Origin of the sequence: Pseudomonas sp. JR33AA, assembly GCF_021378985.1 — a bacterium.
Lineage (GTDB): Bacteria > Pseudomonadota > Gammaproteobacteria > Pseudomonadales > Pseudomonadaceae > Aquipseudomonas > Aquipseudomonas alloputida.
In genome coordinates, this window is sequence record NZ_JAJSAW010000001.1 from 646,276 (window position 1) to 659,798 (window position 13,523).

The window sequence follows — 13,523 nt, forward strand, 5'->3', positions numbered from 1 at the left end:
CAGGTCGACGTCGTACGGCGCAAGGCCCTCTTCCTCGGCAGGAGGTGAACCCATGCCGGGTATAGAAGCCTTGGCCGAACGGCTGTCGACCTATCTTGGCCCCGAACAGGTCAACCTGGTCCGGCGTGCCTATTTCTACGCCGAACAGGCCCACGATGGGCAACGCCGCCGCAGTGGCGAGCCCTACGTGACCCACCCGCTGGCCGTTGCCAGCATCCTCGCCGACATGCACATGGACCATCAGAGCCTGATGGCTGCCATGCTGCACGATGTGATCGAGGACACCGGCATCGCCAAGGAAGCCCTCAGCCAGCAGTTTGGCGAGACCGTGGCCGAACTGGTCGATGGGGTCAGCAAGCTGACCCAGATGAACTTCGAGACCAAGGCCGAGGCGCAGGCGGAAAACTTCCAGAAGATGGCCATGGCCATGGCCCGCGATATCCGCGTGATCCTGGTCAAGCTGGCCGACCGCCTGCACAACATGCGCACCCTGGAAGTGCTGTCTGGCGAAAAACGCCGGCGCATCGCCAAGGAAACCCTCGAGATCTACGCCCCCATCGCCAACCGCCTGGGCATGCACACCGTGCGCGTGGAGTTCGAAGACCTTGGCTTCAAGGCCATGCACCCGATGCGCTCGTCGCTGATTCATCGTGCAGTAAAGAGTGCACGCGGCAACCGCAAAGAGATCGTCGCCAAGATCGAGCACTCGCTGGCCAACTGCCTGGCCGCCGACGGCATCGAGGGCGAGGTCAGCGGTCGACAGAAACACCTCTATGGCATCTATAAGAAGATGCGCGGCAAGCGCCGTGCCTTCAACGAGATCATGGACGTGTATGCCTTCCGCATCATTGTCGACAAGGTTGACACCTGCTACCGCGTGCTCGGCGCCGTGCACAACCTGTACAAGCCGCTGCCCGGACGCTTCAAGGATTACATCGCGATCCCCAAGGCCAACGGCTACCAGTCGTTGCACACCACCCTGTTCGGCATGCACGGCGTGCCCATCGAAATCCAGATCCGCACTCGCGAAATGGAAGAGATGGCCAACAACGGCATCGCCGCACACTGGCTGTACAAGTCAAACGACGACGAGCAGCCCAAGGGCAGCCACGCGCGTGCCCGCCAGTGGGTCAAGGGTATCCTCGAACTGCAGCAACGTGCCGGCAACTCCCTGGAATTCATCGAGAGCGTGAAGATCGACCTGTTCCCGGACGAGGTCTATGTGTTCACGCCCAAAGGCCGGATCATGGAGTTGCCCAAAGGCTCCACGGCCGTCGACTTCGCCTACGCGGTGCACACCGACGTTGGCAACAGTTGCATCGCGTGCCGCATCAACCGCCGCCTGGCGCCGCTGTCCGAACCGCTGCAAAGCGGCTCGACAGTGGAAATCGTCAGCGCCCCGGGCGCTCGGCCAAACCCGGCCTGGCTCAACTTTGTGGTCTCAGGCAAGGCACGCACGAATATCCGCCACGCGCTCAAGCAACAGCGCCGCTCCGAATCCATCAGCCTGGGCGAGCGCCTGCTGAACAAGGTACTCACTGGTTTCGATAGCAGCCTGGAGAAAATCCCCCAGGAACGCATCGAGTCTATTCTCGCCGAGTACCGCCTGGAGCAGATAGAAGACCTGCTCGAAGACATCGGCCTGGGCAACCGCATGGCCTATGTGGTCGCGCGCCGCCTGCTGTCGGCCGAAGGCGAACAGCTGCCGGCGCCAGAAGGCCCGCTGGCGATCCGCGGTACCGAAGGCCTGGTGCTGAGCTACGCCAAGTGCTGCACGCCGATCCCGGGTGACCCGATTGTCGGCCACCTGTCGGCCGGCAAAGGCATGGTCGTGCACCTGGAGAACTGCCGCAACATCAGTGAAATCCGCCACAACCCCGAAAAGTGCGTGCAACTCTCCTGGGCCAAGGACATCACTGGCGAGTTCAATGTCGAACTGCGTGTCGAACTGGAACACCAGCGCGGGCTGATCGCCCTGCTGGCCAGCAGCGTCAACGCCGCCGACGGCAACATTGAAAAGATCAGCATGGACGAACGCGACGGCCGTATCAGCGTGGTCCAACTGGTGGTCAGCGTGCACGACCGCGTGCACCTGGCGCGTGTGATCAAGAAGCTGCGTACCCTGACCGGTGTGGTCCGCATCACCCGCATGCGTACGTAGTCCGCCAACCGCAAGGAGTCATCATGAGCAAAACCGTCATCAACAGCGACAAGGCCCCTGCCGCCATCGGCACCTACTCGCAGGCGATCAAGGCCGGCAACACCGTGTACATGTCGGGCCAAATCCCTCTGGACCCCAAGACCATGGAACTGGTCGAAGGCTTCGAAGCCCAGACCGTGCAGGTGTTCGAGAACCTCAAGGCCGTAGCTGAAGCTGCTGGCGGTTCGTTCAAGGACATCGTGAAACTGAACATCTTCCTCACTGACCTGAGCCACTTCGCCAAGGTAAACGAGGTGATGGGCCGCTACTTCGAACAGCCCTACCCAGCCCGCGCCGCCATCGGCGTTGCCGCGCTGCCGAAAGGCTCCCAGGTCGAAATGGACGCCATCCTGGTCATCGAATGATGCCCTGGTGACGGGCCCTGCCCGTCACCCTCCTTCCTCTGCAAGGTTACCCCGTCATGCGTCAAGCACTGCCCTTCGCGCTGGCAGCCCTGCTACTGGGCGGCTGCACCAGCCACAAACCCGAAGATTTCAACGGCATCTGGATCAACCAGGAAGCCATCACTGCGGCGGTCAAAGCCGGCAGCCTGCGCCAGGCGCTGAATGAGCACGGCCCAGTGTTCGAGTGGAAGCTCGACGTGGCCAATCAGCAAGCTAGCTATAGCAATGGTTTCGAGGCCGCTGACGGCCAGCTGAGCGCCAATGAAAAACAATGGCAGGCCCGTTTCCAGGGTGGCCAGACCGAGCAGCTTTCGCTCGATGGCGACGAACTGCTGGCTGTCGACCAGAACGGCACCAAGCAAACCTTCGTGCGCGCCAATGCGCCCGCCAATGCCCCCCTGGGCAGCAGCTTCGAGAAGGCGCTCTACCAGGCCTACCTGGGGGGTAACTGGAAGATCGTCGACGGCCAAGGCAAAGGTGCCAGTGTACGCTTCAGCGATACCGGCAACGTCACCGGCCTACCGGGGCCAGACCGCTTCGCCCTGTGCCTAGCAGGTGATTGCGCGACCATGGGTGGCAACAATGACAGCCTGTGGCTGGAGCGCAACCAGCGTGGCGCACCGTTCATCATCAAGCGCGATGGTGACAAGCTGGAGATTTTCCAGGCAGTGAACCGTGCACAGCCGGATGAAATGCCAGAGCTGGCAGCGGGCAAGCGTCAATGGGCGCTGGAACGCAGCTAAGATGATGCGCGGTCCCTGTGGGGGCGGGTTTACCCGCGAAGAAGACACCGCGGTGGATGGCACGGGCTTCGCCCGTGTTCGCGGGCAAGCCCGCTCCCACAGGGATCGCGCCAGCTTTTAGAAATGGAGCAAGACAGTTGCTACCACAAGGCCACTTGCCAGCTAGGCTTTTCCTGCCAGGATCGCGGCGTAGCCTTCCTTGTAGCTTGGATACTCAGGCGCCCAGCCCAGCGCACGCGCCCGCGCATTGCTGCAGCGCTTGCTGCCAGTACGCCGCACCCGCTGCTCATCGGACCATTCGGTAACCCCCATGTACGCCCGTAGCCAGGCCACCACATCGGCCAGCGGCGCCGGGTCGTCATCAACGCCAATGTAGCAGTCGTCCAGTGCCTTGCCATCAGCATCGGCCTGCAGCAGAAACGCCAGCAGGCTGGCGGCATCTTCGGCATGAATGCGGTTGCCATACAGCGGCGGCTCCTCGGCAACGCGGTAACCCTGACGCACCTGGCTCAGCAACCACTCACGCCCTGGGCCATAGATACCGGTCAGGCGCACCACGCTCGCCGGGATGCCACTGGCCAGTGCCAACCGTTCAGCCTCCAGCATCACCCGCCCGGAATAGCCCTCAGGCTCGGTGACAGCGCCCTCCTCTATCCACTCGCCGCCCTTCTGCGCATACACACTGCTGCTTGAGATGAACAGCAGGCGACGCGGGTGCTGGCCACGCTTAGCCAACCAGGCCAACACATGGCGCAAACCATCGACATAGGCTGCCTGGTAACCCGCCTCATCGTGCTGGCTGGCCGCCACGCAGTACACCAGGTAGTCCAGCGGGCCCTGTGGCCAGGCCTGCGGTATCGACGGTTCGGCCAAATCTGCGGCAACCGGCCAAACCCCTGCGGGCAGCTGACCAACAGAACGGCGCAGGCCGCTCACCTGCCAACCTTTAGCCAACATCTGCTTGGCCAGACGCCCACCCACATCACCACAACCCACCACCATCACGGAAAGGCCTGACATCTCTAAACTCCCTAGACCAATTTATCAGCCGGGCCACGCTACACGATGGGCGGCTAGACCATAGGCGAAAAAAGCTACAATATTACTTTTGTTAACAAGAATTACTTGCAATAATGGCCGCCAAATTGTTCTCGGCCTACATCGAGGCCTTGGAGAACGTTCACTTTTTCTTCATCAGGTCCGGCCAGCATGACACGTACTCAACCTTCCGCTTCGCCAACCCCGTCGCGCGCCTGGCGCGCCATCGCCGCGCTGACACTCAGCCTGGTGCTGGCCCCGGTAGCCATGGCCGATGAGCCAACCACCAACGCCGCCACACCTGCGGCTGCCACTGCCCCGGCCGCACCTGCTGCTACCCCGGCCAATGCGCCTGCGCCTGATGCCACTGCCACCAACCCGGCAGATGCACCGGCCGCAGCCGACCCGAGTGTACAAGCCCTGGTCGAAGACACCTCGCTGGGCATGGCCCATGACCTGTCCCCATGGGGCATGTACAAGAACGCCGACATCGTGGTGAAGATCGTCATGATCGGCCTGGCCATCGCCTCCATCATCACCTGGACCATCTGGATTGCCAAAGGCTTCGAGCTGATGGGCGCCAAGCGCCGCCTGCGTGGTGAAATCGTCCAGTTGAAGAAGTCCACCACCCTGAAGGCAGCCAGCGAAGTCTCCAACAAGGAAGGCACCCTGGCTCATACCCTGGTTCACGATGCCCTCGAAGAGATGCGTCTTTCGGCTAACGCTCGCGAAAAAGAAGGCATCAAGGAGCGCGTCAGCTTCCGTCTGGAGCGCCTGGTGCATGCCAGCGGCCGTACCATGAGCAGCGGCACCGGCGTCCTCGCAACCATCGGCTCCACCGCGCCATTCGTTGGCCTGTTCGGTACCGTATGGGGCATCATGAACAGCTTCATCGGCATCGCCAAGACCCAGACCACCAACCTGGCCGTCGTTGCCCCAGGTATCGCCGAAGCGCTGCTGGCCACAGCTCTGGGCTTGGTCGCGGCTATCCCGGCCGTGGTCATCTACAACGTCTTCGCCCGCTCCATTGCCGGTTACAAGGCGCAGGTGTCTGATGCCTCCGCTCAGGTACTGCTGCTGGTCAGCCGTGATCTGGACCACCAGGGTAGCGAGCGCGCCGCCCCGCACATGGTGAAAGTGGGGTAAGCCATGGGCCTGCATCTCAACGAAGGTGGCGACGACCTCGCCGAAAACCACGAAATCAACGTTACGCCGTTCATCGACGTGATGCTGGTGCTGCTGATCATCTTCATGGTCGCCGCCCCCTTGGCCACGGTCGACATCAAGGTCGACCTGCCGGCCTCAACCGCCAAACCGGCGCCAAGGCCAGAGAAACCGGTGTTCGTCAGCGTCAAGGCCGACCAGAAGCTGTATGTCGGCGACGATCAGGTTGCTGCACCGGACCAGCTTGGCCCGATGCTCGATGCCAAGACTAAGGGTGACAAGGAAACCACCATCTTCTTCCAGGCTGACAAAGGCGTGGATTACGGCGACCTGATGGAAGTGATGAACAACATGCGCGCGGCCGGCTACCTGAAAGTCGGTCTGGTAGGTCTCGAGACGGCAGCCAAGAAATGATGAAAACGCGCTCTAACATGGCGCGCTACGGTGGCAGCCTGGCGATCGTGCTGGGCGTGCACGTGGTCGCCGTGCTGCTGACGCTCAACTGGTCGGTGCCACAGGCCATCGAGCTGCCCCCGGCAGCGATGATGGTCGAACTGGCACCGTTGCCGGAGCCTGCGCCACCACCACCCCCAAAGGCAGCTCCGCAGCCACCGGCACCGGTCGAGGAACCACCGTTGCCGAAGCTGGCAGAAGCGCCCAAGCCCAAGATCGCCATCCCCAAGCCGCCCAAGCCAAAGGCCAAGCCCCAACCGCCGAAGCCCGAGAAAAAGCCTGAGCCGCCGAAGGAAGCACCACCCACCGAGCAAACGGTGGACGCACCGCCCAGCAACACGCCACCGCAGAAGTCCGCGGCACCGGCACCGAGCATTGCGTCCAACAGCAACGCCCTGCCAACCTGGCAGAGCGACCTGCTGCGCCACCTTGCCAAGTACAAGCGTTACCCGGAAGACGCGCGCCGTCGCGGCCTGCAAGGCATGAACCGCCTGCGCTTCGTGGTCGACGCCGAAGGCAAGGTCGTGTCGTACTCCATGGCCGGTGGCTCGGGCAGTGCCGCACTGGACCGGGCGACCCTGGAAATGATCCGTCGGGCCGGCACGGTACCCAAGCCGCCACCCGAGTTGCTGAACAATGGCACGATTGAAGTCGTGGCACCGTTCGTCTACTCACTGGACCGCCGCTGAGACTTTTGTTTCTGTCACAATTCGGCAAGTCTGATAACGTGCGTCTATCAATTGCAGCCGCTATGCTGGGCTCGCAACTTCATGGACGCACGTTATGACCCTCACAGAATTACGCTACATCGTCACACTCGCCCAGGAACAGCACTTCGGCCATGCCGCCGAGCGCTGTCACGTGAGCCAACCCACCCTGTCGGTCGGTGTGAAAAAGCTCGAGGACGAGCTTGGCGTTCTGATCTTCGAGCGCAGCAAAAGCGCAGTACGTCTGACCCCGGTCGGCGAAAACATCGTCGCCCAGGCGCAGAAGGTACTGGAGCAGGCCCAAGGCATTCGCGAGCTGGCGCAGGCCGGCAAGAATCAGCTGACCGCCCCGCTCAAGGTCGGCGCAATCTACACCGTCGGCCCCTACCTGTTCCCGCACCTGATCCCGCAGCTGCACCGTGTGGCGCCGCAAATGCCGCTTTACATCGAAGAAAACTTCACCCACGTACTGCGCGAAAAGCTGCGCAACGGCGAACTGGACGCGGTGATCATCGCCCTGCCGTTCAACGAAGCCGACGTGCTGACTCTGCCGCTATACGACGAACCGTTCTGCGCCCTGATGCCTGCCGATCACCCATGGACAGCAAAGAAGACCATCGACACCGCCATGCTCAACGACAAGAGCCTGCTGCTGCTTGGTGAGGGCCATTGCTTCCGTGACCAGGTACTGGAAGCCTGCCCTACCCTGAACAAGGGGGGTGAAGGCGCCAGGCACACCACGGTCGAGTCCAGCTCGCTGGAAACCATCCGTCACATGGTGGCTTCCGGCCTTGGCGTATCGATCCTGCCGCTGTCGGCAGTGCACAGCCATCACTATGCCCCCGGCGTCATCGAAGTGCGCCCGCTGACGGCACCGGCACCGTTCCGCACCGTAGCCATCGCCTGGCGCGCCAGCTTCCCGCGGCCAAAGGCCATCGAGATTCTCGCCGATTCGATCCGCCTGTGCTCGGTCGCCAAAAACCCTGCGGAACAACCGGCCTGAGTCATGAGTGAGCTGTCGAAGGTCCCGGTCACAGTCCTGAAAGGTGTGGGCGAGGCGATGGCGGAGAAACTCGCCAAGGTCGGCCTGGAAAACCTGCAGGACGTGTTGTTCCACCTGCCCCTGCGCTACCAGGACCGTACGCGCGTGGTGCCAATCGGCCAGCTGCGTCCCGGCCAGGATGCGGTTATCGAGGGTGTGGTCAGTGGTGCCGATGTGACCATGGGCAAGCGCCGCAGCCTGGTGGTGCGCCTGGGCGACGGCAGCGGTGTGCTGACATTGCGCTTCTACCACTTCAGCAACGCGCAGAAGGAGGGCCTGAAGCGGGGCACCCACCTGCGCTGCTACGGAGAAGCCCGGCCCGGCGCTTCGGGCCTGGAAATCTACCACCCGGAGTACCGTGCGCTGAACGGCAATGAGCCACCACCACCGGTGGAGCAGACCCTGACGCCGATCTACCCGTCCACCGAAGGCCTTACCCAGCAACGTCTGCGCGTGTTGTGCCAGCAGAGCCTTGCGCTGCTTGGCCCGCGTAGCCTGCCCGACTGGCTGCCTGACGAACTGGCCCGTGACTACCAACTGGCACCGTTGGACGAAGCCATCCGCTACCTGCACAACCCGCCGGCCGACGCTGACCTCGACGAGCTTGCCGAAGGCCAGCACTGGGCTCAACACCGCCTGGCCTTCGAAGAGCTGCTGACCCATCAGCTGTCGCAGCAACGCCTGCGCGAAAGCCTGCGCAGCCTGCGTGCGCCGGTACTGCCAAAGGCCACGCGCCTGCAGGCGCAGTACCTGGCCAACCTGGGTTTTCAGCCGACCGGCGCACAGCAGCGGGTAGCCAACGAAATTGCCTACGACCTCAGCCAGCACGAGCCGATGATGCGCCTGGTGCAGGGCGATGTCGGTGCCGGCAAGACCGTGGTTGCCGCCCTGGCAGCACTGCAAGGGCTGGAAGCGGGCTATCAGGTGGCGTTGATGGCGCCCACCGAGATCCTCGCCGAGCAGCACTTCATCACCTTCAAGCGCTGGCTCGAACCGCTGGGCATCGAAGTGGCCTGGCTGGCCGGCAAGCTCAAGGGCAAGGCCCGGGCCAGCGCCCTGGAGCAGATCGCCAACGGTGCGCCGATGGTGGTCGGCACCCACGCGCTGTTCCAGGAAGAGGTGAAGTTCAAACAGCTGGCCTTGGCGATCATCGACGAACAGCACCGTTTTGGCGTGCAGCAACGCCTGGCCCTGCGCAAGAAAGGCGTGGCCGGCGCGTTGTGCCCGCACCAGCTGATCATGACCGCCACGCCTATTCCGCGCACCCTGGCCATGAGCGCCTACGCCGACCTGGACACCTCGGTGCTCGATGAATTGCCGCCTGGGCGTACCCCGGTAAACACCGTGCTGGTAGCCGACAGCCGCCGCTTCGAGGTGGTCGAACGGGTTCGCGCCGCCTGCGCTGAGGGGCGCCAGGCCTACTGGGTGTGCACCCTGATCGAAGAATCCGAAGAGCTGACCTGCCAGGCCGCCGAAAGCACCTATGAAGAACTCGGCAGCGCCTTGGGCGAACTGCGAGTGGGGCTGATACACGGCCGCATGAAGCCTGCGGAAAAAGCCGAGATCATGGCGCAGTTCAAAGCCGGTGAATTGCAGCTGCTGGTCGCGACCACTGTCATCGAAGTAGGCGTCGACGTACCCAACGCCAGCCTTATGATCATCGAAAACCCCGAACGCCTGGGCCTGGCCCAGTTGCACCAGCTGCGCGGCCGGGTTGGCCGGGGCAGTGCCGTCAGCCATTGCGTGCTGTTGTACCACCCGCCACTGTCGCAGATCGGCCGCGAGCGCTTGGGGATCATGCGCGAGACCAATGACGGCTTCATCATTGCCGAGAAAGACCTCGAACTACGCGGCCCTGGCGAAATGCTGGGTACACGTCAGACCGGTCTGCTGCAGTTCAAGGTCGCCGACCTGATGCGCGATGCCGATCTGTTACCGGCTGTACGCGATGCCGCCCAGGCCCTGGTCGCCCGCTGGCCGGACCATGTCAGTCCGCTGCTCGACCGCTGGCTACGCCATGGCCAGCAATATGGCCAAGTGTGACGTCAGTCCCAGAATGGATCCAGATTTGCTCGCAGGCTGGTTATACTTCGCGTTTAAAAGAATCAGTGGATACGGACCATGACTGAAGTTGCCCTGGACACCGCAACCCCACACGCCCCCTCGGTTATCAGGCTGCTGCTCGACAAGATCGGCGTCGCCTACCGCCAGGTGGTCGAACACCCGCACCTGCCTGCGGCTTCACGGGTGCAGGCGGTGCTTCTCGACGACGAGGTGGGCGCCCTCATGGTGCTGTTCCCGCAGAGCCAGCTGCTGGACCTCAACCGCCTGGCCGAGCTGACCGGGCGCAAGCTGACCGCTGTGTCGGTACCGCGCCTCAAGCAAATGCTCGACAAACACCAGCTCAAGGCCCTGCCCGGCATTCCCGCGCTGACCAGCTCACCCTGCCAGTACGAAAAGAGCCTGCTCGACGCCGAGACCGTGTACATCCAGTCTGGCGAAGCCGGCCTGCTGCTGGAGATTGAGCGCGCGCACTTCAAGCGCATGCTGGCCAAGGCCAGCGCCAGCAGCTTCGGCCAGGAGGTGGAGGCTATCAGCCCCAACCTCGACCGCCCCCATGACGACACGGTGGAAATCACCAATGCAGTACAGGCCTTCACTGCCCGACGCATCCAGAAGCGCCTGGAAGAAACCATCGAGATCCCGCCGCTGGCCGATACCGCACAGAAGATCATCAAGCTGCGGGTAGACCCCAACGCGAGCATCGATGACATCACCGGGGTGGTCGAAACCGACCCGGCGCTGGCGGCACAGGTCGTGAGCTGGGCGGCGTCGCCCTACTATGCTTCGCCGGGCAAGATCCGCTCGGTGGAAGACGCCATCGTACGCGTGCTGGGCTTCGACCTGGTGATCAACCTGGCCCTGGGCCTGGCGCTGGGCAAGACCTTGAGCCTGCCGAAAGACCAACCGCAGCAGGCCACGCCCTACTGGCAGCAGTCGATCTATACCGCCGCGATCATCGAAGGCCTGACTCGCGCCATGCCTCGGGCCGAACGCCCCGAAGCCGGGCTGACCTACCTGGCCGGGCTGCTGCACAACTTCGGCTACCTGCTGCTGGCGCACGTGTTCCCGCCACACTTCTCGCTGATTTGCCGCCACCTGGAGGTCAACCCGCACCTGAACCACACCTACGTGGAGCAGCACCTGCTGGGCATCAGCCGCGAACAGATCGGAGCCTGGCTGATGAAACTGTGGGACATGCCCGAAGAGCTGTCGACCGCGCTGCGTTTCCAGCACGACCCGGCCTACGATGGTGAGTATGCGGCTTTCCCCAACCTGGTGTGCCTGGCGACCCGCCTGTTGCGCTCACGGGGGATTGGCAGCGGGCCGCAGGAAGAGATTCCTGACGAGTTGCTGGAACGTCTGGGGATTACCCGGGACAAGGCCGAGGATGTGGTAAACAAGGTGCTCGAGGCCGAGAACCTGCTGCGCGAGCTGGCTTCGCAGTTCCACGCACCGCATTGAGCTTCTATGCATAACCTGTGGGAGCGGGCATGCCCGCTCCCACAGGTACAAATGCCGGCATCCCTGTCGGACTTCAGCCTTTCTTCTTCGGCTTCAGGTACTTCATCAACCCCTGGAACCACATCACCAGCGCCGGATTGCCCTTGATCTGGATATTCTTGTCCTGAATCCCCTGCATGAACGCCAGCTGCTTGTTGCCCGCCTGCATCGTGGCGAAGCCGAAGGCTGCGTCCTTGAAGGCGATGGCGAAGGCCGGCTGCGGATGCGCGCCGCCCTTGCTGCTGATGCGCTCGTTATTGACGACGAAGTGCCGGGCAACCTTGCCGTCCAGGGTCTGCATCTGGAACACCAGCTCCTTGCCCTTGAGCTGCTGCTGAAATGCCGGATTGTTACGGCTGGCCCTGGCCATCAACAGCCCCATGGCCCAGAGAAGAAAGCGGAACTTCATCGACACGCCTCGATTGAAAAGTGACTAGGTTGCGCACTTTATCCTCTTAACGACCTTTTTATGCAAGTTCGCAGCAGTTACCGCGTGTAAAGCACAACGGGCGCCATGAAGGCGCCCGTTCGGGATCAACGAATCGTCAGCGGATGCTTACTTTTTCTTGGCCGCCTTGCTTGGCGCGGCCGGGGGATTGACGCTGTCCTTGAGGTTCTTGCCAGGCTTGAAGGCCACGGTATTGCTGGCCTTGATCTTGACCGGTTCCCCAGTTTGAGGGTTCTTGCCGGTACGCGCGCCGCGATGACGTTTTTCGAAGGTGCCGAAACCGACCAGGGTCACGGTGCCCTTTTCCAGGGCACCGGTGATGCTGTCGAGAATCGCGTTCAAAACCTGATTGGCCTTTTCCTTGGTCAGATCAGCCTTATCGGCGATGACGGCGGCGAGTTCTGGTTTGCGCATAGTGAAGCCTCTTTGACGGAATTCTTGTTGTTATGCCGTGCTGCCTCTGGGAGCAGCGCTCAAGGCACCGCAGGCTCTAATCTGCGGCAGACGGGAGTGAGAATGGCACGAGCTCAGAGGCCGCGCCAGTATCTGGGCGGCCATTGTTCAGGCAACAACAGGATAAATCCGACAGAACAGCCGCTATTTACGCCATAACAGGTGGCAACTGACGATTCAGCGCAAGCTTCTCCATCACTGCCGCTCCGGTCAGGGCGTAGCCCAGCAACTTGCCGTCGGCATCAAGGCAGAGCACTTTGAGGTCACTGCCCTGCCCCTCTACCTGCCAGGTGCCTTCGCAGCCCTGTGGCGCTGGCGAGACTACCAGCGGACAGGCGGGGGTTTTCACGGTGATAGGCATCGGCCCGTAGGAAACTGCCGTCGGATTGCCGGCCAGGGTTTGCGCCAGCGCCCGGGCACAGCTCATCAGCGGCATCACGTACAGCAGGTTGATGCCATCGACTTCGGCACAGTCGCCAAGGGCGAAGATGTTGGCGTGCGATGTACGCAGCTCGCGGTCTACGCTTATACCTCGATTGGTCTGCAGGCCGGCCGCGGCAGCCAGGTCGGTACGTGGGCGCAGGCCGATGGCCGAAACCACCAGGTCGCAGGCGATCATGCTGCCGTCCGACAGGTGCGCCTCCAGGCCTTGGGTCACCTGCTGAAGACGGGTCAGCACCGGCCCCAAGTGGAAACGCACGCCCAGGCCCTCCAGCCCACCCTGCACAGCCGCCGCAGCAGCCGGGTGCAGCAGGGTCGGCATGACCTGTTCGCACGGCGCCACAACGTCGACTGTGAAACCACCCAGGCTCATGTCGTTTGCGAATTCGCAGCCGATCAGGCCGGCGCCGAGGATCAGGACACGCTGCTTGCCCGCGGCGGCAGCACGAAAGCGCGCGTAGTCCTCCAGATCGTTGATCGGGAATACCAGATGGCCGCCATCACCCTCGATCGGCACCTGCACGGTCTGCGCCCCCCAGGCCAGCACCAGGTCGCGGTATTGCACGGCCTCTTCGCCGATCCACAGCCGCTTGTGGCCCGGGTCGATGCCGCTGATGCGGGTATGGGTGCGGATCTCGGCGTTCAGTTGCTCGGCCATCGCGCCCGCCTCAGCCATGCACAGGCCGTCGGCGTCCTTCTGCTTGGCAAAACCCATGGAAAGCATCGGTTTGGAGTACGAACGACCATCGTCGGCGGTGATCAGCAACAGCGGCGTCTGCGTATCGAGCTTGCGAAATTCACGGGCCAGGTTGTAGCCCGCAAGGCCGGTACCGATGATTACCACAGGGGACGTCATGTCGTGCTTT

At 62.8% G+C, this 13,523-nt stretch carries 13 protein-coding genes; 9 read left to right on the plus strand and 4 right to left on the minus strand.

The genetic code is table 11. The features are described from left to right. The first annotated feature begins 52 nt into the window (after positions 1 to 52). Genes spoT through LVS58_RS02875 form a run of 3 tightly spaced genes read left to right on the plus strand, consistent with a single transcriptional unit; the run spans position 53 to position 3,347 of the window. The gene (gene spoT / locus LVS58_RS02865; RefSeq protein ID WP_233689791.1) at positions 53 to 2,161 is read left to right on the plus strand and encodes a bifunctional GTP diphosphokinase/guanosine-3',5'-bis pyrophosphate 3'-pyrophosphohydrolase; all 2,109 of its coding nucleotides are present in this window, start codon (positions 53 to 55) and stop codon (positions 2,159 to 2,161) included. A gap of 23 nt (positions 2,162 to 2,184) precedes the next feature. Next, complete coding sequence (locus tag LVS58_RS02870) at positions 2,185 to 2,565, plus strand: RidA family protein (RefSeq protein WP_003253379.1); 381 nt, start codon at positions 2,185 to 2,187, stop codon at positions 2,563 to 2,565. Between the two features lie 56 nt (positions 2,566 to 2,621). Continuing rightward, positions 2,622 to 3,347, plus strand: coding sequence for a hypothetical protein (locus LVS58_RS02875; RefSeq protein ID WP_233689792.1), 726 nt, complete (start codon positions 2,622 to 2,624; stop codon positions 3,345 to 3,347). Between the two features lie 162 nt (positions 3,348 to 3,509). Here LVS58_RS02875 and LVS58_RS02880 read toward each other — a convergent pair whose 3' ends face one another. Beyond that, complete coding sequence (locus LVS58_RS02880; RefSeq protein WP_233689793.1) at positions 3,510 to 4,367, minus strand: NAD-dependent epimerase/dehydratase family protein; 858 nt, start codon at positions 4,365 to 4,367, stop codon at positions 3,510 to 3,512. A gap of 189 nt (positions 4,368 to 4,556) precedes the next feature. Between LVS58_RS02880 and exbB the strand changes: the two genes are divergently transcribed. The 6 genes from exbB (at position 4,557) to LVS58_RS02910 (ending at position 11,276) form a co-directional block, all read left to right on the plus strand. Then, entirely contained in the window at positions 4,557 to 5,531 is a 975-nt protein-coding gene (exbB, locus tag LVS58_RS02885; protein ID WP_233689794.1) for a tonB-system energizer ExbB, read from the plus strand. Between the two features lie 3 nt (positions 5,532 to 5,534). Next, positions 5,535 to 5,963, plus strand: a complete 429-nt coding sequence (gene exbD, locus LVS58_RS02890) for a TonB system transport protein ExbD (RefSeq protein WP_003253367.1) — start codon at positions 5,535 to 5,537, stop codon at positions 5,961 to 5,963. Next, positions 5,960 to 6,691 carry an energy transducer TonB gene (locus LVS58_RS02895; RefSeq protein WP_003253366.1) on the plus strand — a complete coding sequence of 244 codons (732 nt, stop codon included), beginning with the start codon at positions 5,960 to 5,962 and terminating at the stop codon, positions 6,689 to 6,691. The genes exbD and LVS58_RS02895 overlap by 4 nt, the downstream gene beginning before the upstream one ends. 94 nt (positions 6,692 to 6,785) lie before the next feature. Beyond that, positions 6,786 to 7,712 (plus strand): hydrogen peroxide-inducible genes activator, encoded by a 927-nt coding sequence (locus LVS58_RS02900; protein ID WP_233689795.1) that lies wholly within the window; start codon positions 6,786 to 6,788, stop codon positions 7,710 to 7,712. A gap of 3 nt (positions 7,713 to 7,715) precedes the next feature. Further along, positions 7,716 to 9,794, plus strand: coding sequence for an ATP-dependent DNA helicase RecG (gene recG, locus LVS58_RS02905; RefSeq protein WP_233689796.1), 2,079 nt, complete (start codon positions 7,716 to 7,718; stop codon positions 9,792 to 9,794). Positions 9,795 to 9,872: 78 nt separating this feature from the next. Next, positions 9,873 to 11,276 carry an aminoacyl-tRNA deacylase and HDOD domain-containing protein gene (locus LVS58_RS02910; RefSeq protein WP_233689797.1) on the plus strand — a complete coding sequence of 468 codons (1,404 nt, stop codon included), beginning with the start codon at positions 9,873 to 9,875 and terminating at the stop codon, positions 11,274 to 11,276. A 73-nt stretch (positions 11,277 to 11,349) separates the two neighbouring features. Here the strand turns inward: LVS58_RS02910 and LVS58_RS02915 are convergent, their stop codons facing one another. The 3 genes from LVS58_RS02915 to LVS58_RS02925 form a co-directional block, all read right to left on the minus strand. Then, positions 11,350 to 11,724 (minus strand): SCP2 sterol-binding domain-containing protein, encoded by a 375-nt coding sequence (locus LVS58_RS02915; RefSeq protein ID WP_233689798.1) that lies wholly within the window; start codon positions 11,722 to 11,724, stop codon positions 11,350 to 11,352. A 147-nt stretch (positions 11,725 to 11,871) separates the two neighbouring features. Next, positions 11,872 to 12,177 (minus strand): HU family DNA-binding protein, encoded by a 306-nt coding sequence (locus LVS58_RS02920; RefSeq protein ID WP_233689799.1) that lies wholly within the window; start codon positions 12,175 to 12,177, stop codon positions 11,872 to 11,874. A gap of 187 nt (positions 12,178 to 12,364) precedes the next feature. Further along, positions 12,365 to 13,513 (minus strand): NAD(P)/FAD-dependent oxidoreductase, encoded by a 1,149-nt coding sequence (locus LVS58_RS02925; protein ID WP_233689800.1) that lies wholly within the window; start codon positions 13,511 to 13,513, stop codon positions 12,365 to 12,367. Between the last annotated feature and the right edge of the window lie 10 nt (positions 13,514 to 13,523).

Excerpts from the sequence above, each read along its gene's own strand:
- spoT (WP_233689791.1), top strand. The coding sequence starts at position 53 with ATGCCGGGTATAGAAGCCTTGGCCGAACGGCTGTCGACCTATCTTGGC.
- LVS58_RS02870 (WP_003253379.1), top strand. The coding sequence starts at position 2,185 with ATGAGCAAAACCGTCATCAACAGCGACAAGGCCCCTGCCGCCATCGGC.
- LVS58_RS02875 (WP_233689792.1), top strand. The coding sequence starts at position 2,622 with ATGCGTCAAGCACTGCCCTTCGCGCTGGCAGCCCTGCTACTGGGCGGC.
- LVS58_RS02880 (WP_233689793.1), bottom strand. The coding sequence starts at position 4,367 with ATGTCAGGCCTTTCCGTGATGGTGGTGGGTTGTGGTGATGTGGGTGGG.
- exbB (WP_233689794.1), top strand. The coding sequence starts at position 4,557 with ATGACACGTACTCAACCTTCCGCTTCGCCAACCCCGTCGCGCGCCTGG.
- exbD (WP_003253367.1), top strand. The coding sequence starts at position 5,535 with ATGGGCCTGCATCTCAACGAAGGTGGCGACGACCTCGCCGAAAACCAC.
- LVS58_RS02895 (WP_003253366.1), top strand. The coding sequence starts at position 5,960 with ATGATGAAAACGCGCTCTAACATGGCGCGCTACGGTGGCAGCCTGGCG.
- LVS58_RS02900 (WP_233689795.1), top strand. The coding sequence starts at position 6,786 with ATGACCCTCACAGAATTACGCTACATCGTCACACTCGCCCAGGAACAG.
- recG (WP_233689796.1), top strand. The coding sequence starts at position 7,716 with ATGAGTGAGCTGTCGAAGGTCCCGGTCACAGTCCTGAAAGGTGTGGGC.
- LVS58_RS02910 (WP_233689797.1), top strand. The coding sequence starts at position 9,873 with ATGACTGAAGTTGCCCTGGACACCGCAACCCCACACGCCCCCTCGGTT.
- LVS58_RS02915 (WP_233689798.1), bottom strand. The coding sequence starts at position 11,724 with ATGAAGTTCCGCTTTCTTCTCTGGGCCATGGGGCTGTTGATGGCCAGG.
- LVS58_RS02920 (WP_233689799.1), bottom strand. The coding sequence starts at position 12,177 with ATGCGCAAACCAGAACTCGCCGCCGTCATCGCCGATAAGGCTGATCTG.
- LVS58_RS02925 (WP_233689800.1), bottom strand. The coding sequence starts at position 13,513 with ATGACGTCCCCTGTGGTAATCATCGGTACCGGCCTTGCGGGCTACAAC.